The following is a 21156-nucleotide window of genomic DNA, read 5'->3' as shown; positions in this document are numbered from 1 at the left end:
GGGCCGGGTGGCGGGTCAGTTGCGCCAGGTGTCGGTCAGCGTGACCGTGCCGTTGGCCGGGACGGTGGCGGCACGGTTGGCGCCGCTCTCCCAGGTGACGTTCCCGGCGGCGTCCTTGCGGACGTACTTGTAGGCGAAGGCGGTCCCGGCGGGGAGGGCCGCGTCGAGCTTCCAGACGGGGTAGGCGGCGGAGGAGAGCCTGAGGGCGGCCCCGGTGTTCCAGTTGCCGAGCTCGGGACGGTCGCCGGTGACGTAGACGTCCTGGCCGGGCACGGTGGTGGCGTTGACGGCGAACGAGGCGCCGGCGGCCGGGGCGGCCGCGCAGCTACGGGCGTCCACGTGCAGGGCGAGGGCGGTGCCCGCGCCTAGGGTGGCGGTGAACCGGCCGCCGGAGTCCACGCTCACCGGACGGCCGCTCTGCACGTCGCAGTAGGAGCCGGCGGGGAGGGAGGTCTGGAAGGTGCGGGTGAGGGGGGCCGTCTCGTGGTTGATCGCCACGTAGGCCCTGGCGCCGCGGCCGAAGGCGATCTGGTCGCCGCCGTTGTCCCACCAGTCGGTGACGGCCTGGCCCCGGGCGGCGTTGCGGAAGGCGACCATGGAGGAGATCTCCCGCCAGGCGTGCTGGCACTTCCATCCGTCGGTGTAACAGGAGTTCACGGTGCCGCCGTTGGGGGGTCCGGCGTCCTTGTCGGTCCACTCGTAGCCGGAGTGGACGTCGGGCGAGCCGTAGGGCCAGGCCAGCATGAAGACGTTGGCGAGGGTGTAGTCGGACCCGTTCTTGTAGTTGAGGGTGTCGCCGCCGCGCTCGGTGTCGTGGTTGTCGACGAAGACCCCGGCCTGGCCGCCCGGCATGTAGCCCCAGGCCTCCCCGAAGTTCTTCAGGTAGGCGAGGTTCTCGCTCTGGAACACCCGCTTGAGGTCACGGGCGTAGCGGAACTCCTGCACGTCCCCGTTGCCCAGGTACTCGGTGGGCTGGACGGCTTCCCCGGCCCCGTATATCGCTTCCTGCTTCCAGTAGGCACCCGGGTTGGTCAGCCGGGACTTGATGGCGGCGAGGTCGGCGGCCGGCATGTGCTTGGCGGCATCGATCCGGAAGCCGTCCACGCCCAGGGAGAGCAGGTCGTTGAGGTACCCGGCGATCCGCCCGCGCACGTACTCCTCGCCGGTGTCGAGGTCCGCGAGCTGTACCAGCTCGCAGTTCTGGACGTTGGCGCGGTTCTGGTAGTCGGAGATCGTCGCCCGGCAGTCGTCCATGTCTGCGCCGGAGTAGAGGCCGGGGTAGTCGTACTTCGTGTACGGGGAACCGCCGGTACCCACGCCGTCGTTGGCGGCCATGTGGTTGATGACGGAGTCCGCGACCACCTTCACGCCGGCGGCGTGGCAGGCGCCGACCATCCGCTGGAAGGCGGCCCGGTCCCCGAGCCGTCCGGCGATCTTGTAGCTGACGGGCTGGTACGAGGTCCACCACTGGGGCCCCTGGATGTGCTCCTGGGGCGGCGACACCTGGACGTACCCGTACCCGGCGGGCCCGAGGGTGCTGGTGCAGGCGGCGGCGACGGAGTCGAACCGCCACTCGAACAGCACGGCGGTGACGTCCTTCCCGCCGGGCGGCGCCGCCTGCGCCTGCGGGGCCTGGACGGTGAGGGTGGCGGCGGTGAGCGCGACTGCGGCGACCAGGCTCCTGGGAACCCTGCGGGCTCTGTGGGCTCTGCGGGCTCTTGCGGTGCGGGGCACGGGGGCCTCCTGGCGGAGAGGTGGGGGATTGCCGCTGACCGTAGGGGCCGCCCAGGCGTGTTGCAAGAGCTTGCGCAAGAGATTGCAGAATTGTTTCCGGGTCCGCTCCCCCGACCCTGCCCGTCAGCCGGCGAACCCCGGCACCACCAGACCGGACTCGTACGCGATCACGACCGCGTGGGTCCGGTTCTGCGCGCCGAGCTTGGTGAGCACGTTCCCGACGTGCGTCTTCACCGTCTCCAGGCTCACCGTGAGCGACTGGGCGATCTCCGGGTTGGACAGGCCGGTCGCCATCAGCCGCAGCACCCCTTCCTCACGGACCGTCAGCGCCGCCTTCGGCAACGCCTCGGCGGAGCCGCGCGGGCGCGCGGCGACCATCCGGCCCAGCGCCGCCGGGAAGAGGACCGCCTCGCCCGCGGCGACCACCCTTACCGCTTCGGCGATCTGCCGGACCGGGAGCCGCTTGAGGACGAACCCGCTGGCCCCGGCGCCGAGCGCGGCGGTGACGTAGCCGTCGTTCTCGAAGGTGGTGATCACCACGACCTTCGGCGGTTCCTCCGGCCCGGCCAGCAGCAGCCGGGTGGCCTCGATCCCGTTGCGGCGCGGCATCCGCACGTCCATCAGGACCACGTCGGGCCGCAGGAGCCGGGCCCGTTCGACCGCCTCGACCCCGTCGGCGGCCTCCCCGGCCACCGCGATCCCCGGCTGTGCCGCGAGCAGCGTGCACAGACCGCTGCGGGTCACCTCGTCGTCGTCGGCGATCAGGAGGGTGACGGGGGCCGGACTCCCGTCGGCGCCGCTCACGCCGCCGCCCGGACCGGCAGCCGGACCGCCAGCCTCCACTGCCCCGGACCGTCCGGGCCCGCCTCCATCTCACCGTGCAACAGCCGTACGCGCTCGGTCAGGCCGGGCAGACCGTGCCCCGACGTGGGGAAGGAGCCCCGGGCCGGCCCGGTCCGGTTGACCACGCCGATCTCCAGCGCGGCCGGCGTGAGCGCCACCCGGACCTCCACCGGCCCGCCCGCCCCGTGCCGCAACGCGTTGGTCAGGGCCTCCTGCAGGATCCGGTACGCCGCCCGGGAGAGCGCCCCGCGCACCCCCGCCAGATCGCCGGACAGGTCCGGCTCCACCACCGCGCCCGCGTGCCGCAACCGGTCCAGGAGCTCGGGCAGGTCGGCGAGGGTCCGGGTCGGCGCCGTCTGCGCCTCCTCCTCGCGCAGCACGCCCAGTACGTGGTCCAGGTCCTCCAGCGCGGCCCGCGCCGACTCCTCGATGCTGCGCAGGGCGGCCCGCGCCGCCGCAGGGTCGGCGGACATCACCTCGCCCGCGACCGCCGCCTGGATGGTGGTGGCGGTCAGCGTGTGACCGATCGAATCGTGCAACTCCCGGGCCAGTCGGTTGCGTTCGGCCAGCCGCAGTTCCCGCTCGGCCGCCAGCGCGAGCCTCTCGGCCGCCGACGGCCCCAGCAGCCTCGGCGCCAGCCACCGCAGGGCACCGGTCACCGCCGCGCACCCGGCCGCCGCCAGCAGCAGGCACAGGAACGCCGTCGCCCAGCTTCCCCAGCCGCCGCCCGCCACGCGTACCGTCCGGCCGAACAGGCTCAGCCCCGCCTCCGCGCGGAACCAGCCCACCGGAAGGGTCAGCCCGGCGAACAGCAGCACCCCGCTCACCAGCGCCCCCGTCCACCCCAGCGCCACGTGCAGCAGCACCCAGAGCGGGGTCCGCCAGCGGTCGGGACGGCCCGCGTCCGCGGCCACCGGATCCGGCAACGGGACCCCCAGCAGCCTGCGGGCGCCCACGATCAGCACCCGCCGCGTGGTGCGGGCCAGCCCCGCCGCGCCGATCAGCGCGGCCCAGACCACCAGGGCCAGGGCGGTCCCCACCGGCCCCGGAGCCAGCGCCCAGGTGACGGCGATGAGGGGCGGGAGCGCAAGGCCCGACAGCAGGCCGCCGTAGGCGAAGAGCGCACCCGTGTACGTGGAGCCGCGCAGCAGCGGCCGGATTGCTTTGATCATGATCCGCCAGTATGGCCAGCCAGTTCCCCACCGGCCTCCCCCGATCGGGGGAACTCCTCCTCCCGCGTTGCCGCGATGCGCACCCGCCGCCCGGCGGGCCAGGATCGGCGTCCACCCCGCAGACCAGGAGACCCCTCATGCGAACCGGACGAACAACACCCCTCCTCGCGGCAGGCATCGCAGCGGCGGCCTTCCTCTCCACGCTCACCCCCGCGGCCGCCTCCTCCGCCCCGGCACCGCTCCGGTGGCAGCGCTGCGGCGCGCCGGCCCCCGCGGCCCTGCAGTGCGCGACGCTCACGGTGCCGTTGGACTACGCCGATCCCGGCGGCAGGAAGATCGACATCGCGGTGTCCCGCCTGAGGGCGAGCCACCCGGAGGAACGCCGGGGCGTCCTCCTGCTCAACCCCGGCGGCCCCGGCGGACCGGGCCTGGACCTGCCCGTCGACCCGGCGGTGGACCTCTCCGAGGAAGTGCGGAGCCGCTACGACCTCATCGGCTTCGACCCGAGGGGCGTCGGGCGGAGCTCTCCCGTCGGCTGCGGTCTGACCGCGGACGAGCAGGACCACGAACGCCCGTACCGGGCCGAGACGTTCGCGAAGGACGTGGAGTGGGCCCGTACGGTGGCCGACAAGTGCCGGGCGAAGGCGGGCGACACCCTCCGCCACCTCACCACCCGCAACACCGCACGCGACATGGACGCCGTCCGGGCCGCGCTCGGCGAGCGGAAGATCTCCTACCTCGGGTTCTCCTACGGCACCTACCTCGGCGCCGTCTACACACAGATGTTCCCCCGACGCACCGACCGGTTCGTGCTGGACAGCGCGGCCGACCCCACACGGGTCTGGCAGGGCATGTTCCAGGGGATGGCCGAGGGGGCCGACGCCGCCTTCGCCCGCTGGAGCGAATGGACCGCCCTGCGGCACACGACGTACGGCCTGGGCAGCACGCCCGCCGAGGTCCGCAGGACCTTCTGGGACCTGGTCGCGCGGGCCGACCGCGAGCCCGTCGACTCCGCCGGCACACCCCTCACCGGCGATGGCATCCGCGCGCAGCACGCCAGGTTCGCCCACGTCGAGAAGGCGGCCGAATGGATCGCCGCCCTGAAGGCGGCGGCCCCCTCGACAGCGGCCACCGCCACCCGGGAGGTCCCCCCGGACAACGACACGGCGAGCGCCTGGGCCGTCCTGTGCGGCGACAGCCGCACGTGGCCGCACGATCCGGAGCGGTACCGCCTCGACGCGGTCCGCGACAAGGCCCGCCATCCCCTCTACGGCGACTTCGCGTCCAACATCAAGCCGTGCGCCTTCTGGGGGCAGGGCAGCGAACCCCCGACGACGGTGGACAACGAGGCCGGCGCCCTGATCCTGCAGAACGAGTGGGACCCCAGCACCCCCCTGCCCGGCGCACTCGCCATGCACCGCGCCCTGCACGGCTCCCGGATGGTCACCGTCGCCGGGGGCGAGGGCCACATCGTCAACGGCACCAACCCCTGCGCGACCCGCGCGCTCACCACCTACCTGACCACGGGCACCCTCCCGCCCCACGACCTGACCTGCGAAACCCCTCCCACCCCGGCACCGGCCCCGCCCCGGAAGCCCTGACCCGACCGAGGCCGCCGGCACCCTACGGGTACGTGTCGACGTCGGTGGTCATCACGGCCCGCAGCGCCTCGGCGAGCCGCTCCGCCGCCTCTGCCCGGACGGTGCCGAGATCGACCAACGGCCCACCGGCCTCCGTGACCAGGGGACGGAGGCCGCGCCACGCGTCTTCGGAAACCCCGAGCGCGGCCAGGGAAGTCCGTACGGCCTCGGCCGCGTCGGCGGCCCGCACCCACCCGTCCCGCCACGTCTGCATGTCCATCAGTGCCCCGTCCCGTGCATCCTCAGGAGCACGTTGCAGTCGACGACCACGGATTCGTCCCTCTCCTGCACGGCGGCCTTCCGCAGGACCGCCAACCGCTCGCACTCCGGGCACCCCGCTACCGGCCGGGGCACGGGGCGACCGCCCCTCACGGGCAGCACCACGGGCTCTTCATGCCACCTGGCGGGTTCCGCCGTCATCACGCCGACCCCGAGGGGGCCGAGGCACAGAACATGGTGAGACTCCTGTCGATACGGGACTGCAAAATCAGTCGGAGGTGAGTGGAGGGGAAGCGCCCGATCACATCGAGTAACAGCATGACTACGAAATTACTCGCAGCATTTCTGTGAGTCAAGAATTTCTGCTACTCGCAGAAGACCTGTGCGCCTGCGAGACTGTCTGCGACTCGAAAGGAGCACGTATGAGCGATGGATTCGGCCTGGTGGTGCGCTTCTCGCTGCGCGACCAGGAAGCCGCGATGGCGTTCGACGAGCTGTGCGCGATCACCCTGGAGGGCATCAAGACCACCGAACCGGGAACGCTGACCTACGTGGTGCACGTACCGGAGGGCGAGCCCTTGGTGCGCGTGTTCTACGAGCTGTACGCGGATCGCGCCGCGTTCGACGCCCATGAGGCGCAGCCGCACACGAAGCACTTCCTCGCCGAGCGGGAGCAGTATCTTGCCGGTGTCGAGGTCGCGTTCCTCAACGCGATCGCCGGGAAGGTGGCAGCACAACAGTGAGTTCCGAGGAGCGGCGCGCCTTCGGCGCGCGAGTGGCCGATCTGCGCAAACAGAACGGCCAGACGCAGGGGGAACTCGCCGCGGCCATCGGCCGCACGGCGAGCTGGCTTTCCCAGGTCGAGCGGGGCATCCAGCCCGTGAACCGCCTGGATGTGCTGCGTCTCCTCGCTGACGGCCTCGGCGTGCCGCTCCAGGTCCTCCAACCCGACGCCCCACCGCCGCCCGAGGCCGGGCCGGCGCCCGAGCCGGGAACGAACGACCTTGATCAGGCCCGCCTGGTGCTCACCGGGCACCCCGCCCTCGATGTTCTCCTGAAGCCGCACCAAGGCTTCGATCCCGACACCCTCCCCGACCTCCGATCGTCGGTGGACAGGATCTGGGAACTCACGCACAGCGGCCGGTTCGCCGAACTGAGCGCGTCGATCGGCCCGCTGGTTACCAGGTTGGAACGGGCCTGCCGAACGGCGCCGACCGAACACGAACCCGAACTGCATGACCTGCTGGCCCGGACGTACCAAGCCCTCTCGGCAGCTTTCGTCCGCCAGAGCGAGGCAGATGCCGCGTGGATCGCGGCGGACCGGGCGATCCGCGCAGCAGAGCTGTCAGGTGATCCACTGGGTGTGTTCGCCGGCACCTACCGGCTGTGCCACGCCTTCGTTCGCCTGAACCACCTCGCCCAGGCCGAACATGCCGCCGCCACCGCGATAGGCGTCCTTCAGCGCCACGTGGAGGCCAACGAGCCCCATCCTCAACACCTTTCCCTGCTGGGTTCACTGCACCTGATGCTGGCACTCGTGCACGCCCGCTCGGGCGAGAGGTCGTCCGCCCGGCAGCAGATCGATGCGGCCCGCAGCGTCGGCCGACAACTGGGCGAAGATCGCAACGACTTCAATCTCGAATTCGGCCCCACGAACGTGGAGGTCCAGGCCGTCTCGACCGCAGTCGACCTCGGCGACGCCGGGGAAGCGCTCGACATCGCCAAGGAACTCCGCACGGATGGGCTGTCCTCGGAGCGGCAGGCACGCCTTTTGATGGACCTGGGGCGAGCGCACGCCCAGCGCCGTCAGTACGCCGACTCCCTGGACTGTCTGCTGCGTGCCGAGGAACTGGCACCCGAGATGATCCATACGCATGCGGAGTCGCGTGCGGTCGTGAGGGACCTCCTGCTCGTCGCGGGTCGGGCCGCATCGGACGAACTCCGCGCGTTGGCCGAGCGCACAGACAGCCTCGGTTGAGGGGTTCACGCTTCAAGCCGCCCAGAGCGTCGATCGGCGCTCGGGCGCGCGCCTGAAGGTCGACGGGCGCTTTGCCGGACTCTGACGACGGCTTCGTCGTCCTCACGCTCCTGCAGCGACCCGTCAGGCCCCCCGAAAGGCCGCGCTCGCGTGATGGAGGGAGCGTGTCGGGTGGTCTGGCGCGCCCCGGGCCAAAGACCGATGGCTATTCGGGGCCGGAATACGGGACTGGGCGGAGACCGCTCGCACATCTCTGGGACACTCGCCCCTCCCTCACTTCCCCGGTAACCGTTCTTTTGGGGGTTTCCCGGCAGTCTTTGGCATTCCGTGGCGGGACGGGCTGTCAAGGGTGGCCGAAGGCCATCGCGAAGTGACGCGACGAAGGAGCGCCCTTGACAGCCCGGCCCGACGCGGAAGGACGATGAGACTGACGGGAAACCCCCAAACCCTCCTTGATCCGGGCCGGGTAAGGCCCCGCCCCCCGAAGCCCCGACCCGCACCCGGGGGCGGGTGGGCAGGCCCCGACCCGTCCCAGGGGGTCGAGGGGGCGATGGCGAGCCCGCGCCGGAGCCCCCCCCCAGCCCCCTCAGCCCCCCTCCGGCCCCGGGCCCGTGGAGCCGCGTACCACCAGTTCCGGCTGGAAGACGTACTCCGTGCGCTGGACCGGGGTGCCGGCCACCGCTTCCAGGAGGGCGCCGACCGCCGCCGTGGCCATCGCGCGGACCGGCTGGCGGACCGTGGTCAGGGGCGGGTCCGTGAAGGCGATGAGCGGGGAGTCGTCGAAGCCGACCACCGAGACGTCCTGCGGGACCCGCAGCCCCCGTTCGCGGGCCGCGCGGATGACGCCGAGGGCCATCATGTCGCTCGCGCAGACCACCCCCGTACAGCCCCGGTCCAGCAGGGCGCCGCCCGCCGCGTGGCCGCCCTCGACCGTGAACAGGGTGCGCTGGACCAGCCCCTCGGCCGCCGCCCCCGGCACCGCCGCGAGGAAGCCCTGCTCCTTGCGGGCGGAGGGGACGTAGCGCGTCGGCCCGATCGCGAGGCCGATGCGGCGGTGGCCCAGCTCCTCCAGGTGCCGCACGGCCATGTCGGCGGCCGCCCGGTCGTCCGGGGAGACGAAGGGGGCGCTGATGGCCTCGTTGAAGCCGTTGATCAGGACGAACGGGACCCCGCGCGCCGCCAGCCGCTGGTAGCGCGCGGGGTCGGCCGACGCGTCCGCGTGCAGCCCGGACAGGAACACGATGCCGGTGACCCCGCGTTCCTCCAGCTGCTCCACCAGCTCGTCCTCGGTGGCCCCGCCCGGGGTCTGCGTGCAGAGCACCGGCGTGTAACCGTGCCCGGCCAGCGCCTGCTCTATGACCTGGGCGAACGCCGGGAAGATCGGGTTGGTCAGCTCGGGGATGAGCAGGCCCACCAGCCCGTTGCTGCGCCGTTTCAGCCGTACGGGCCGCTCGTAGCCGAGCAGGTCGAGCGCGGCCAGCACCCGGTGCCGGGTGCCGGCCGCCACGCCCGCCTTGCCGTTGAGCACACGGCTGACCGTCGCCTCGCTGACCTCGGCCTGCGCGGCGATGTCCGTCAGCCGGAGCGGGGAGGTCACCCCAGCCACCACACCGCGCTGTCGGCCGGGAGCAGGTCCGCGTCCCCGGCCGGGGCCGTGCTGGCGAGCAGCACCGTCCCGGGCGCGGGCATCCGTACGGGTTCGCCCGTGGTGTTGACGGTGCAGACGAAGCCGCCGCGCCGGAAGGCCAGCACCCCGGCGGGGGCGGGCAGCCACTCCACGGCGTCGCCCGCGCCCAGTTCCGGCCGCTCGCGGCGGATGCGCAGCGCCGTCCGGTAGAGCTCCAGCGTCGACGCCGGGTCGCCGGTCTGCGCCTCGACGCTCAGCCCCGCCCACGCGGCGGGCTGGGGCAGCCAGCTGCCGCCGTCGCCGAAGCCGTACGGGGCCTCGGCGCCCGACCACGGGATCGGTACGCGGCAGCCGTCGCGCAGGCCTTCCTGGCCGTTCTCCTTGAAGAAGGACGGGTCCTGGCGGACCTCGTCGGGCAGGTCGGTGACCTCGGGCAGGCCCAGTTCCTCGCCCTGGTAGACGTACGCCGACCCGGGCAGGGCCAGCATCAGCAGCGCCGCCGCCCGCGCGCGGGCGAGGCCCTGCTCCCCGCCGCCGTAGCGGGTCACGTGCCGCACCACGTCGTGGTTGGACAGCACCCACGTGGTGGGGGCGCCGACGGGCCGCATCGCGTCGAGGGAGTCGTCGATGGCGGCGCGCAGCGCGTCCGCGTCCCAGCCGGTGTTCAGGTAGTGGAAGTTGAAGGCCTGGTGGAGCTCGTCGGGCCGCAGGTAGAGCGCGGTGCGCTCGGCGCTGGGGGTCCAGGCCTCGGCGACGCCTATGCGGTCCCCGGCGTATTCGTCGAGGACGGTCCGCCAGGAGCGGTAGATCTCGTGGACGCCGTCCTGGTCGAAGAAGGGCAGGACCTGGTTGCCGAGCAGCTTGAGCTGTTCGTTGCGGCCGAGGTCGGGCAGGCCGGGGGCCTTGACGAGGCCGTGGGCGACGTCGATGCGGAAGCCGTCGGTGCCGAGGTCGAGCCAGAACCGCAGGATGGAGCGGAACTCGTCCTGGACGGCCGGGTGTTCCCAGTTGAAGTCGGGCTGTTCCGAGGCGAAGAGGTGCAGGTACCACTCGCCGTCGGCGACGCGGGTCCAGGAGGGTCCGCCGAAGAGGGATTCCCAGTCGTTGGGCGGCAGCTCGCCGTTCTCGCCCTGGCCGGGGCGGAAGTGGAAGCGTTCGCGCAGCGGGCTGCCGGGGCCTTCACGGAGGGCCTGCTTGAACCATTCGTGCTGGTCGGAGCAGTGGTTGGGGACGAGGTCGACGATGATGCGCAGCCCGAGCGCGTGGGCCTCGCGGATCACGGCGTCCGCGTCGTGCAGGCTGCCGAACATGGGGTCGATGGCCCGGTAGTCGGCGACGTCGTAGCCGGCGTCGGCCTGCGGGGAGGCGTAGAAGGGGCTCAGCCAGACGGCGTCGACGCCGAGTTCCTTGAGGTAGGGCAGGCGGGTGCGGATGCCTTCGAGGTCCCCCATGCCGTCCCCGTTGGAGTCGGCGAAGCTGCGCGGATAGACCTGGTAGATCACCGCTTCTCTCCACCAGCCGGGCAGGGTGCCGCTGGAGGTGGAGAGCGTTTCGGCGAGGTGCTGGGTCATGTCGTCCTTGGAGAGATCGGGCCGGTGATGCGGGGGCGGGCGCGGGTGGTCAGCCCTTGGTGGCGCCCGCTGTCATCCCGGCGACGAGGTGACGCTGGGCGAAGAGGAAGAAGATCGCCGCCGGGATGGCGATGAGTACGGAGGCCGCGCTCATGGCACCCCAGTTGGAGGTGTACTGGGTGACGAAGGTCTGGAGTCCGCCGGCGAGGGTGAGGTTCTCGTCGCCGACCATGAAGGCGGAGGCGTAGGCGACCTCGCCCCAGGCCGTGATGAAGGCGTAGAAGCCGGTGACGGCGAGGCCGGGCTTGGCGAGCGGCAGGATCAGGCGCCAGAAGGTGCCGAAGGGGTTGAGTCCGTCGACCCGGCCGGATTCGTCGATCTCGACCGGGATGGTGTCGAAGAAGCCCTTCATCATCCACGCGCAGAACGGCACGGCGATGGTGAGGTAGGTGATGATCAGGCCGAGGGGCTGGTTGAGCAGCCCGAGGTCGCCCATGAGGTTGTAGAGCGGGACGATGAGGATGGCCATCGGGAACATCTGCGTGATGAGCAGCGTCCACATCAGGGGCTTCATGCCCGGGAACTTGAAGCGGCTGACGGCGTATCCGGTGGTGGCGGCGATGAACACGCCGAGGACGGTGGTGACGCCGGCGACCAGGACGGAGTTGCCGAACCAGGCCAGGAAGTGGCTGTCCTCCAGCAGGTAGCGGTAGTTGCCGAGGTTGGGTTCCTTCACGAAGTCCGTGGTGATCGCGTACTTCGCGGGCTTGAGCGAGGTCAGCAGGATCCACAGCACCGGGAACACGGCCACGACGGACGCGACGAGGAGCGTGGCGTGCAGGCCGACGGAGGCGAGCGGGGAGCGGCTGCCGCGGGCACGGGCGGTCTTGCCGCGGGCACCCTCGTCGCGGGCGGTCTTCTCGCGGGCGGTCTGGTCGGCGGTGGTCACGGTCACCACACCTCTCCCTGCTTGCGCAGCGAGCGCCGGTAGACCAGCGCGAAGATCATGAGCAGGGCGAGGATGAGGACGCCCCAGGTCGCGGAGCCGGCGAAGTCGCGGGGGCTCGCGATGAAGGCCTCGCGGAAGGCCTGGGTCACCAGGATCTCGGTGGAGTCGCCGGGACCGCCCCGCGTCAGCAGGAAGATCACCGGGAACATGTTGAAGGTCCAGATGGTGGAGAGCAGGATCACGGTCATGCTGACGGCGCGCAGTCCGGGCAGGGTGATGTGCCGGAACCGCTGCCAGGGCCGGGCGCCGTCCATCTCGGCGGCCTCGTAGAGCTCGCCGGGGATGGACTGCAGGCCGCCGAGCAGGGCGACCATCATGAAGGGGACGCCGAGCCAGACGTTGACGGCGATGACGGAGAACTTGGCCCAGGTGGGGTCGTCGAGCCACGGCACGGCGGAGATGCCGCCGCCGTCGAGGACCTTGTTGAGGATGCCGTTGTCGCGGTTGAAGAGGAACCGCCAGGCGAAGACGGAGACGAAGCCGGGGACGGCCCAGGGCAGGATGAGGGCCATCCGGTAGGCGGCACGCCCCCGGAACTGCCGGTTGAGCATGGTGGCCAGGGCGAGGCCCAGGACGAAGGTGATGGAGACGCAGGCGACGGTCCACAGCACCGTCCACACCAGCCGCTGCCAGAAGACCGGGTCACCGAGCACGGCCGTGTAGTTGTCGAGCCCGACGAACTCGTACGTCGCCTCGATGTGGCGCACGCCGATGGTGCGGGAGACGTTGCGCTCGTTGGCGTCGGTGAGCGACAGGTAGACGCCCCGGACGAGCGGCCACCCGATGATCACGCCGAGGACGAGCACCACCGGGGCGACCATGGCCCAGGCGTACCAGTGCGTGGCGAGGGCGCGGCCGAGGCCGCGGCCGGGCCGGGGATTTCCGTTGGCAGTCGCGCGGCTGGGGCCGCGGGCGGCGCCGGAGTTCTCCCCGGCGTCCGCGCCCGCGGCCTTCGCCACCGACTGGCTGGTGTCGGCAGCCATCGTCCTCGCTACTTCCAGCCCTTGAGGATCTTGCGGAACTCGACGCCGGCCGCCTTGGCCGCGTCCTCGGGGCTGGAGGCCCCGGTGACCGCCTTGGTGTACTCGACCTTCAGCGGCTCGAAGAGGGAGCCGTTCTCCGGGATCCAGGCGCGCTCGACGGCCTTGTCCACGGCGGGCTTGAAGAACTGGACCATCTCGCTGGCCTTGACGTCGGGCTGCTCGTAGGCGGCCGTGCGCGTCGGGAGCAGGCTGAGCTCCTTGGCGGACTGCACCTGGACCTCCTGCGAGGTCATGTACTCGACGAAGGCGTGCGCGGCGGCGGTGTTCTTCGACCCGGCGTAGACGGCGAGGTCGTGGCCGCCCTGCGGGGCGCCGGCCTTGGCGGAGCCCGCGGGGACGGGGGCGACGCCGAGGTTGGCCTTGTCCTTGAACTGGTCGCCCGCGTAGCTGTCGGCGACGGCCCAGGGGCCGTTGATCATCATGGCGACCTCCCCGGACTTGAAGGCGGTCTGCATGTTGGTCCAGCCGTCGGTGGCGTTGGTGACCGCCGCGCCCGAGGTGACCAGGTCGCGGGCGGCCTTGAAGGCCTTGACGCCCGCGGCGTTGTCGACGGTGACCGTCTTGGACTTGGCGTCGACCAGGTCGCCGCCCTCGCCGTAGATGAAGGGCAGGAACCAGTAGGAGTCGTCGCCGCGCAGGTAGAGGCCGGTCTTGCCGGTCTTGGCCTTGATCGCGGCGGCGGCGGTCTTCAGCTCCTCCAGGGTCTTGGGGGGCTGGACGCCGGCGTCGGCGAGCATCTTCTTGTTGTAGAAGAGGCCGAGGGTGTCGATGACCTGCGGGACGGCGTAGGTCTTGCCCTCGTACTTGCCGCTGGCGGCGGCCTGCGACAGGAACTCGGCGTCGACCTTCTTCGCGGTGTCGGCCGGGACCTCGTCGAGGTAGCCGAGCGAGGCGAAGTCGGCGACCCAGCCGACGTCGGCGCGGATCACGTCAGGGGCTTCGGAGCCGCTGCTGAAGGCGTTCTTGACCTTGTTCTGGGCGTCGCCGTAGGGCACGTTGACGTACTTGACGGTCACCTTGGGGTGCTTCGCCGTGAAGGCTTCGGCGATCTTCTGGAAGCTCGCCTTCTCGGCGTCGTTCGAGGTGTCCCACCAGGTGACCGTGCCGGAGAGCTCGCCGCCGGCCTTCGTGTCGCCACCGTCGCCCTTGGTGTCACCGCCGCAAGCCGTCGCCGCGAGCGCCAGGGTCGCGACCAGCGCGGTGGCCGCTATGCCACGCCGCATATGAACTCCTTCGATGATCCCGGCCGCGCCCTCGCGGTCCCGAGTTGCCGAGAACGTAACAAGCCTGAAAGCCGACCGAAAGACCTTGCGGCAAATTTCTGCAAGACGAGCTGATCGTTACATCCGTGTGTCCCTACGGTTGCCGCAGCTTGCTGTTAGTTCGAACCCGCTTCGATTCCACGGGCCCGCAACCAGGGGGTGTGTACCCGCGTTGACCCCGATATGACCCATGAGCTGACGGCCCTCCCGCTTGCAAGCGCTTCCAGCAACCCGACCGCGAGCCGCGGCTGGTGGCGCGATGCCGTCATCTATCAGGTGTATGTACGGTCCTTCGCCGACAGCGACGGCGACGGCGTCGGAGACCTGCGCGGGGTGCGCGAGCGGCTCCCCCACCTGGCCCGGCTCGGCGTCGACGCCGTGTGGCTGACCCCCTTCTACGTCTCCCCGCAGGCGGACGGCGGCTACGACGTCGCCGACTACCGGGCCGTCGACCCCCTCTTCGGGGACCTCGCCGCCGCCGACGACCTCGTACGGGCCGCGCACGAGCTGGGCCTGCGGGTCATCGTCGACGTGGTCCCGAACCACACCTCCGAGCGCCACCCCTGGTTCCTGGACGCCCTCGCCGACGAGCCGGGCGCCCGCGCCCGCTACCTCTTCCGCCCCGGCCGGGGTGCCGACGGCGCGCTGCCGCCCAACGACTGGGAGTCGGTCTTCGGGGGCCCCGCCTGGACCCGCGTCCCGGACGGCTCCTGGTACCTGCACCTGTTCGCCCCCGAGCAGCCGGACCTCGACTGGGAGCACCCCGAGGTGGCGGCGGAGTTCTCCTCCGTCCTGCGGTTCTGGCTCGACCTGGGCGTGGACGGTTTCCGCGTCGACGTCGCCCACGGCATGGTCAAGGCCCCCGGCCTGCCCGACATCGGCCGCGGCGCCCAGGCGACCCTGATCGGCACCGAGGCCCTCCCCTTCTTCGACCAGGACGGCGTCCACGCCATCCACCGCTCCTGGCGCCGCCTGCTCGACTCCTACGGGGGCCAGCGGATCGGCGTCGCCGAGGCCTGGGCACCCACCTCCGAGCGGCTCGCCCTGTACGTCCGCCCCGACGAGCTGCACCAGGCCTTCAACTTCCGCTTCCTCAACTGCCCCTGGGACCCGGAGCGGATGCGCACCGTCATCGACGAGTCCCTCGCCGCCACCGCCTCGGTCGGGGCGCCGACGACGTGGGTGCTGTCCAACCACGACGTGGTGCGGCACGTGACCCGTTACGGCGGCGGCGCCCGGGGCCTCGCGCGGGCGCGGGCGGCGGCGCTGCTGATGCTGGCCCTGCCCGGGTCGGCGTACGTCTACCAGGGCGAGGAGCTGGGCCTGCCCGAGGTCACCGACCTGCCCGACGAGGTCCGCCGGGACCCGGCCTTCCACCGCTCCGCCGGGCAGGAGGGTCTGCGCGACGGCTGCCGGATCCCGCTGCCCTGGTCCGGGCCGTGTCCGCCGTACGACTTCGGGCCCGGCGGCAGCTGGCTCCCGCAGCCGGCGGACTGGGCGGGGCTGAGCGTGGCCGCGCAGACCGGCGACCCGCACTCCACGCTGGAGCTGTACCGGGCCGCGCTGGAGCTGCGCCGGGCCCTGCCCGGCCTCGGCTCCCCGGACGCGGGCCCCCTGACCTGGCTCCCTTCCCCCGCGGGCGTCCTCCTCTTCACCCGCCCCGGCTTCGCCTGCACCCTCAACACCCGCCCGACCGCACTGGAGATCCCCTCCCCCGGCCGGCCCGTCCTCTCCAGCTCACCGGTGGAGACGGACGGCCGCACGGTTCTGCTCCCGACGGATTCCTGCACGTGGTGGGCGTTGTGAGCCGGGGACCGGTACAGTCCAATCCCGTGACCGCACGGCTAGCCGACATCGCAGCCCAGGCGGGGGTCAGCGAAGCCACAGTCAGCCGCGTGCTCAACGGCAAGCCCGGTGTGGCCGCAGGCACCCGCGAGTCCGTGCTGGCCGCGCTCGACGTGCTCGGCTACGAGCGGCCCGTGCGGCTGCGCCAGCGCAGCGCGGGTCTGGTCGGGCTGATAACCCCCGAGCTGGACAACCCCATCTTCCCGGCGCTCGCGCAGGTCATCGGACAGGCGCTGACCCGGCAGGGGTACACGCCGGTGCTGGCCACGCAGACGCCCGGCGGGTCCACCGAGGACGAACTGACCGAGATGCTGGTGGACCGCGGGGTCTCCGGCATCATCTTCGTCTCCGGGCTGCACGCCGACACCACCGCCGACATGGGCCGCTACGACCAACTCCGCGGCCAGGGCGTCCCGTACGTCCTCATCAACGGCTTCTCCGACAAGGTGCAGGCGCCCTTCGTCTCCCCCGACGACCGGGCGGCGATGCAGCTCGCCGTGACCCACCTGACCGCGCTGGGGCACACCCGGATCGGCCTGGCCGTCGGGCCCAAGCGGTTCGTGCCGGTGCTGCGCAAGATCGAGGGCTTCCGGCTCGGGATGCGGGAACGGCTCGGGCTCGACGATTCCGAGGTCGAGGAGCTGATCCAGCACTCCCTGTACAGCCTGGAGGGCGGGCAGGCCGCCGCGTCCGCGCTCATCGCGCGGGGCTGCACGGCCGTCGTCTGCGCGAGCGACATGATGGCGCTCGGGGCGATCCGGGCCGCCCGGCAGCAGGGCCTCGCGGTCCCGCGGGACGTGTCGGTGGTCGGCTTCGACGACTCCCCCCTCATAGCGTTCACGGATCCGCCGCTGACCACGATCCGCCAGCCCGTGCTGGCCATGGGACAGGCCGCCGTGCGCACGCTGCTGGAGGAGATCGGCGGTACGCCGGCCCCGCACAGCGAGTTCGTCTTCCTCCCGGAACTGGTGGTCCGCGGTTCCACGGCCTCCGGGCCGGGGCAGCGCCGCAGGCCCTAGGGGGCCCCGGGTCCGCGGGTAGTCCGCAGGGCTGAGCGCGGGCGCCGAAGACCGTCCGGAGGGATGATCGGAGGCGAGAAGGCATCTGGCAGACTCTCTCCCCATGGGTGAAGCGAGCGTGAAGACACTGGAAACCCGGACGGACGTCTCGTCGCCCATCGTGAGCGAGGGCGAGGTCCGCCGGGAGTCCGAGCGCACCCTCCTCGCACGGCTGCGCCTGCCGCGCCGGCCGCGCATCTGGTTCGAGGTCCTGCTGATCGCGGTCAGCTACTGGACCTACTCGCTGATCCGCAACGCCGTACCGGAGCAGAAGGCCGCCGCCCTCGCGAACGCCGACTGGATCTGGAGCGTCGAGCGCGGTCTGGGGATCGCCGTCGAGCATTCGATCAACCACGGGGTGAACTCAGTGACGTGGCTGATCGTGGGGATGAACTACTACTACGCCACGCTGCACTTCGTCGTGACCATCGGCGTGCTGGTGTGGATCTACCGCTTCCATCCCGGCCGTTACGCGGCCACCCGGCTCGTGCTGTTCGCCACCACGGGCGTCGCCCTGGTCGGCTACTACTTCTACCCGCTCGCGCCGCCCCGGCTGATGAACGGGGAGCGGTTCGTGGACACCGTGCTGGTCCACCACACCTGGGGTTCGATGGCCTCGGGCAACCTCAAGCACATGTCCAACCAGTACGCCGCGATGCCGTCCATGCACATAGGGTGGTCGCTCTGGTGCGGGCTGACGATCTTCGCGGTCGCGTCCGCGCCGTGGGCCCGGATCCTGGGCCTGCTGTACCCGGCCGCGACCCTCGTCGTCATCGTGGCCACCGCCAACCACTTCTGGCTCGACGCCGTCGGCGGGATGACGTGCCTGGCCTTCGGGTTCGCCGTCACCCGGATCTGGTACGGCTCGCTGCCGCACCGGCTGCCGCGCCAGCCGGTGCACACCGGCCCGCACCCCGCGTCGGCGGCACTGCTGAACCGCTTCCGCCGCTAGGGGGTGTCGGCTCCGGGCTCCCCGTGGGTGATCCGGCCGCCCGACACCGTCAGCCGGATCGGGGCCTCGGCCAGCTCGTCCGGGCCCGCCGTGACCGGGTCGACGGTGAAGGCCGTCAGGTCCGCGCGCAGACCGGGCGCGATCCTTCCCGCCACCGCCTGCTCTCCGGCCGCGAGCGCCGCGTGCGAGGTCATCCCCTCCAGGGCCATCAGCCCGGTCAGGGCCCGTCCGTGGGAAGCCGCGCCGCGGGGGCGCAGGGCCGTGGCGAGGACCTGCCGGGCGTCGTGGTGGGCGATGGGCCAGTCCGAGCCGAGGGCCAGGACGGCTCCCGCGTCGCGCAGGTCCCGGCAGCGCCAGGCCCGTCCGGCGCGTTCGTCACCGAGCCGCTTCGACCACTCGTCGGTGTGGTCGGCCCGGGTGTAGGCGGTGTGCGGGGGCTGCATGGAGGCGATCACCCCGATCTCGGCGAACCGCTCCAGCTGGTCGTCGGGGACCGTCTCGATGTGTTCGATCCGGTGCCGCATGCGCGCCCGGGGCCCCAGGGCGGCGACCGTGTCCAGGACGTGGCGGACGGCCGCGTCGCCGATGGCGTGGGTGGCGGTGCCCACCCCGGCCGCGTCGAGGACCCGTACGGCCCGGGAGTAGGCGTCGGGGTCGGGCCAGAAGGCCTCGGTGCCCTGCCCGTGGCAGTCGGCGTGCCCGAGCCAGGCGGTGCCGCCCTCGACGGTGCCGTCCATGAAGAGCTTGACCCCGCCGACCTGCCAGTGGCGTCCGCCCCGGCCCTGGAGGGCGATCAGTTCCGCGAGGGCGTCCCCGTCCGCCCCCGGCATGCACCAGGGGGCCAGGCGCAGCCGCAGCGGGAGGTGGCCCTCGTACTCGACGGTGGCGAGCAGGGCGGGTACGTCCCCGTCGCCGAGGTCCATGACGTGGGCGCCGGTGAGGCCGGTGGCGGCCATGTCGCGGAGCAGTGCGAGGAGGCGGGCGCGGCGCTCGGCGGACCGGGGTGTGGGGGCGAGGGCTCCGACGAGGGACATCGCGGCGTGCTCGACGAGGTGTCCGGTGGGTGCTCCGCCGGCGTCGCAGACGATCTCGGAGCGCTGGGCGAAGGCGCGGGGGCCGGTGATCCCCGCGGCGGCGAGGGCCGGGCCGTTGGCGAGGGCGGAGTGGCCGTCGTAGAGGCGCAGGAAGGCGGGGGCTCCGCCGAGGGAGTCCTCGATCAGGTCCCGGTGGACGGGGCGGCCGCCGAAGGCGTTGTGGTCGAGGCCCCAGCCGAGGACCCAGCCGCCGGTGCGGGGGGCCGCGCGCAGGGCCGCGCGGAGCTGGTCGAGGTCCCGGACGGCGGTGAGGTCGGCACCGGTGGACATCTCGATGCCCCAGACGGGGTGGCTGTGGGCGTCGGTGAGGCCGGGGGTGAGGGTGGCGCCGCCGAGGTCGATGACCCGGGTGCCGGGTCCTCGCCAGTCGCGTACGTCGCTCCCGTCACCGACGGCGAGGACGTGTCCGCCGCCGAGGGCTACCGCGCCGGCCTCGGGGCGGGCGGGGTCGAGGGTGCGGACGCGGGCTCCGGTGAGGACGGTGTCGGCAGTGGGCACGGCTCTGCTCCTTCAGGGGGTTCGGGTGGGGAAGACGGCCGGGACGAGGGCCACGAGGACGATGCCGACGGCGGGGGCGAGGCCGTCGGGCCGGGACCCGGCGGTCGGAGTAACCCCGGGTGCGCGCCCCGGGCGGGGCCGTGAGCCTGGGGCCATGAGCACGCACAGGGTGGTGGTCCAGGCGCCGGACCAACGCGGTCTGCGCGCGGTGACCGTCGACGGCGGGCCGGCGGGCAGCGCCTGGTCGCGACGCGATCTGCGCAGACAGCTGTGCCGCGCGGGGCTGCCGCCCGGCATGGACCTGGAGGACCGGGCCTCGGTCACCTGGCGCGGGGCGGACGGCACCGTCTGGCCCGACCGCACGGGACGCCGGCGCGCCACGATCGCGCTCCTGACGGCCGGGCTGCTCGTCTCGGCCCTCCTGCTCGCCGACATCGGCATGGTGGACGCGCTGGGGGCACTGACCTTCTCGGGGCGTCTGACCGGGATGCTCCTCGTGCTCTCCGGAGCGCTCCAGGTGGTCGCGGCGGCCGCGGTGTGCGACTTCTGGGGGAAACGGACGCTGCGGTACTCGGGCGCCCTCGTGCTGGTGGGCGTACTCATCGCGGTGGCGACGCAGGCGCTGCTGCTGGCCGTCTGGTTCCAGGAGCGGGAGTGGACGCCGTACCTGCCGGTGTTCCTCGCGCTGTCGCTCTGGGCGGTCTGGGCGGCGTGGACGGTCTGGCGGGCGCGGACATGGAAGGGGATCCCCTATCCCAGGAGCTTCACGGCGGGTGTGGCGGCGACGGCCCTGCTGGCTTCGGCCAACTTCGCCTACTCGGCCCTGTACCAGCCGCACGCCGCGCTCTTCCACTTCAAGGTCCAGGCGACGTTCGGAACACCGAAGCGGGATCCGAACCGTCCCGTCGTCTACCTTCCGGTGAAGCTCCACGTGGCGAACGACGGGGCCGTTCCGGCCTACATCCTCAACAGCGGCTACCAGGTGTACGGCCGGGAATCCGTGTTCGACGGGAAGAAGACCGCGGTGGAGCAGAAGAAATGGCGTGCCGACACGGAGGGCCGGGCGGACCTGGAGCTCCACGTGCAGCCCACCGGGTACCAGGTGATCAACAGCGGCCTGGTCGTACCGGTGGACTCCTGGGCTGCGCCGGGAGCCGACTACACCACGGAGCGAGTGGTCCAGATCCCCACGGGCGCACCGTACGACCTCGTCATGGCCACCGTGACGGTCATCTTCATGAGGGGGGACCGCGGAAAGGTCAACGACGAACTCAGATATCCGGTCTTCTCCTGGCAGCAGAAGACGGACAGGTTCTTCGACTGCGCCGCCGTCAGATGCCTCGACTACGTCATGTACCACGCGAGGGTGCGCCACAACAACAACATCATCAACGTGACGCGCAGGCCCCGGTACGTCAATACGTACCGGTCGTTCGGCGCGCCGAACAGCGGCATCTACGTTCTGATCTCCCCGCGCGATTCCAAGGGTCACGTATCGGCCGACGCCGAGTCCTCGGAGAGGTACGGCGTCGACCAGTACGACTCCGCGGTCACCGAGATCCCCTTCGCCACGCTGCTGGACCCCGCCCGCTCCCAGGCTCCGTAGGATGG

The 21156-nt window shown here is 72.0% G+C and carries 17 protein-coding genes; 7 read left to right on the top strand and 10 right to left on the bottom strand.

Features of this window, described 5'->3' with window-relative positions; all coding sequences use genetic code 11:
• Positions 1 to 15 precede the first annotated feature (15 nt).
• From ACZ5D2_RS24985 to ACZ5D2_RS24975, 3 genes are all read right to left on the bottom strand, one after another.
• Positions 16 to 1677 (bottom strand): carbohydrate-binding module family 20 domain-containing protein, encoded by a 1662-nt coding sequence (locus ACZ5D2_RS24985; RefSeq protein ID WP_468932133.1) that lies wholly within the window; start codon positions 1675 to 1677, stop codon positions 16 to 18.
• Between the two features lie 180 nt (positions 1678 to 1857).
• A complete protein-coding gene (locus ACZ5D2_RS24980; protein WP_371678812.1) occupies positions 1858 to 2538 on the bottom strand; it encodes a response regulator transcription factor in 681 nt (226 codons plus the stop codon).
• Complete coding sequence (locus ACZ5D2_RS24975) at positions 2535 to 3749, bottom strand: sensor histidine kinase (protein ID WP_468932107.1); 1215 nt, start codon at positions 3747 to 3749, stop codon at positions 2535 to 2537. The genes ACZ5D2_RS24980 and ACZ5D2_RS24975 overlap by 4 nt, the downstream gene beginning before the upstream one ends.
• Before the next feature lie 137 nt (positions 3750 to 3886).
• On the opposite strand from ACZ5D2_RS24975, the gene ACZ5D2_RS24970 reads away from it, so the two are divergent.
• Complete coding sequence (locus tag ACZ5D2_RS24970; RefSeq protein ID WP_371678810.1) at positions 3887 to 5350, top strand: alpha/beta fold hydrolase; 1464 nt, start codon at positions 3887 to 3889, stop codon at positions 5348 to 5350.
• A 22-nt stretch (positions 5351 to 5372) separates the two neighbouring features.
• On the opposite strand, the gene ACZ5D2_RS24965 is transcribed toward ACZ5D2_RS24970, so the two are convergent.
• Complete coding sequence (locus ACZ5D2_RS24965) at positions 5373 to 5609, bottom strand: hypothetical protein (protein ID WP_468932104.1); 237 nt, start codon at positions 5607 to 5609, stop codon at positions 5373 to 5375.
• Positions 5610 to 6030: 421 nt separating this feature from the next.
• Between ACZ5D2_RS24965 and ACZ5D2_RS24960 the strand changes: the two genes are divergently transcribed.
• Positions 6031 to 6351, top strand: a complete 321-nt coding sequence (locus ACZ5D2_RS24960) for a putative quinol monooxygenase (protein WP_468932101.1) — start codon at positions 6031 to 6033, stop codon at positions 6349 to 6351.
• The gene (locus tag ACZ5D2_RS24955) at positions 6348 to 7586 is read left to right on the top strand and encodes a helix-turn-helix domain-containing protein (RefSeq protein WP_468932098.1); all 1239 of its coding nucleotides are present in this window, start codon (positions 6348 to 6350) and stop codon (positions 7584 to 7586) included. Before ACZ5D2_RS24960 ends, ACZ5D2_RS24955 begins: the two co-directional genes overlap by 4 nt.
• A gap of 586 nt (positions 7587 to 8172) precedes the next feature.
• On the opposite strand, the gene ACZ5D2_RS24950 is transcribed toward ACZ5D2_RS24955, so the two are convergent.
• The 5 genes from ACZ5D2_RS24950 to ACZ5D2_RS24930 are packed head-to-tail and all read right to left on the bottom strand — an operon-like array spanning position 8173 to position 14059.
• Complete coding sequence (locus ACZ5D2_RS24950; RefSeq protein WP_371678806.1) at positions 8173 to 9192, bottom strand: LacI family DNA-binding transcriptional regulator; 1020 nt, start codon at positions 9190 to 9192, stop codon at positions 8173 to 8175.
• Positions 9180 to 10784, bottom strand: a complete 1605-nt coding sequence (locus ACZ5D2_RS24945) for a glycoside hydrolase family 13 protein (RefSeq protein ID WP_371678805.1) — start codon at positions 10782 to 10784, stop codon at positions 9180 to 9182. Before ACZ5D2_RS24945 ends, ACZ5D2_RS24950 begins: the two co-directional genes overlap by 13 nt.
• A gap of 49 nt (positions 10785 to 10833) precedes the next feature.
• Positions 10834 to 11739 carry a sugar ABC transporter permease gene (locus tag ACZ5D2_RS24940; protein WP_371678804.1) on the bottom strand — a complete coding sequence of 302 codons (906 nt, stop codon included), beginning with the start codon at positions 11737 to 11739 and terminating at the stop codon, positions 10834 to 10836.
• Positions 11736 to 12776: a carbohydrate ABC transporter permease gene (locus ACZ5D2_RS24935; protein ID WP_266838703.1), complete on the bottom strand. Its 1041-nt coding sequence runs from the start codon at positions 12774 to 12776 to the stop codon at positions 11736 to 11738. The genes ACZ5D2_RS24940 and ACZ5D2_RS24935 overlap by 4 nt, the downstream gene beginning before the upstream one ends.
• An 8-nt stretch (positions 12777 to 12784) precedes the next feature.
• Complete coding sequence (locus ACZ5D2_RS24930) at positions 12785 to 14059, bottom strand: extracellular solute-binding protein (RefSeq protein ID WP_266838704.1); 1275 nt, start codon at positions 14057 to 14059, stop codon at positions 12785 to 12787.
• A 222-nt stretch (positions 14060 to 14281) separates the two neighbouring features.
• Between ACZ5D2_RS24930 and ACZ5D2_RS24925 the strand changes: the two genes are divergently transcribed.
• From ACZ5D2_RS24925 to ACZ5D2_RS24915, 3 genes are all read left to right on the top strand, one after another.
• A complete protein-coding gene (locus ACZ5D2_RS24925; RefSeq protein WP_468932091.1) occupies positions 14282 to 15904 on the top strand; it encodes a glycoside hydrolase family 13 protein in 1623 nt (540 codons plus the stop codon).
• Between the two features lie 26 nt (positions 15905 to 15930).
• The gene (locus tag ACZ5D2_RS24920; protein ID WP_371678802.1) at positions 15931 to 16962 is read left to right on the top strand and encodes a LacI family DNA-binding transcriptional regulator; all 1032 of its coding nucleotides are present in this window, start codon (positions 15931 to 15933) and stop codon (positions 16960 to 16962) included.
• 103 nt (positions 16963 to 17065) lie between these two features.
• Positions 17066 to 17953 carry a phosphatase PAP2 family protein gene (locus tag ACZ5D2_RS24915; RefSeq protein ID WP_371678801.1) on the top strand — a complete coding sequence of 296 codons (888 nt, stop codon included), beginning with the start codon at positions 17066 to 17068 and terminating at the stop codon, positions 17951 to 17953.
• On the opposite strand, the gene ACZ5D2_RS24910 is transcribed toward ACZ5D2_RS24915, so the two are convergent.
• Positions 17950 to 19545, bottom strand: a complete 1596-nt coding sequence (locus ACZ5D2_RS24910; RefSeq protein WP_468932086.1) for an amidohydrolase — start codon at positions 19543 to 19545, stop codon at positions 17950 to 17952. The genes ACZ5D2_RS24915 and ACZ5D2_RS24910 overlap by 4 nt on opposite strands.
• Positions 19546 to 19699: 154 nt before the next feature.
• Here ACZ5D2_RS24910 and ACZ5D2_RS24905 point away from each other — a divergent pair, with 154 nt between their 5' ends.
• Positions 19700 to 21151, top strand: a complete 1452-nt coding sequence (locus ACZ5D2_RS24905) for a hypothetical protein (protein WP_371678799.1) — start codon at positions 19700 to 19702, stop codon at positions 21149 to 21151.
• Positions 21152 to 21156 lie beyond the last annotated feature (5 nt).

Source organism: Streptomyces sp. NPDC031479 (genome assembly GCF_055581065.1).
This window is presented reverse-complemented; position numbering and strand designations above follow the sequence as displayed.

Coding starts and splice junctions, on each gene's coding strand:
- ACZ5D2_RS24975 (WP_468932107.1), bottom strand. CDS start 3,749: ATGATCAAAGCAATCCGGCCGCTGCTGCGCGGCTCCACGTACACGGGT.
- ACZ5D2_RS24970 (WP_371678810.1), top strand. CDS start 3,887: ATGCGAACCGGACGAACAACACCCCTCCTCGCGGCAGGCATCGCAGCG.
- ACZ5D2_RS24965 (WP_468932104.1), bottom strand. CDS start 5,609: ATGGACATGCAGACGTGGCGGGACGGGTGGGTGCGGGCCGCCGACGCG.
- ACZ5D2_RS24960 (WP_468932101.1), top strand. CDS start 6,031: ATGAGCGATGGATTCGGCCTGGTGGTGCGCTTCTCGCTGCGCGACCAG.
- ACZ5D2_RS24945 (WP_371678805.1), bottom strand. CDS start 10,784: ATGACCCAGCACCTCGCCGAAACGCTCTCCACCTCCAGCGGCACCCTG.
- ACZ5D2_RS24935 (WP_266838703.1), bottom strand. CDS start 12,776: ATGGCTGCCGACACCAGCCAGTCGGTGGCGAAGGCCGCGGGCGCGGAC.
- ACZ5D2_RS24930 (WP_266838704.1), bottom strand. CDS start 14,059: ATGCGGCGTGGCATAGCGGCCACCGCGCTGGTCGCGACCCTGGCGCTC.
- ACZ5D2_RS24925 (WP_468932091.1), top strand. CDS start 14,282: ATGACCCATGAGCTGACGGCCCTCCCGCTTGCAAGCGCTTCCAGCAAC.
- ACZ5D2_RS24915 (WP_371678801.1), top strand. CDS start 17,066: ATGGGTGAAGCGAGCGTGAAGACACTGGAAACCCGGACGGACGTCTCG.
- ACZ5D2_RS24905 (WP_371678799.1), top strand. CDS start 19,700: ATGAGCACGCACAGGGTGGTGGTCCAGGCGCCGGACCAACGCGGTCTG.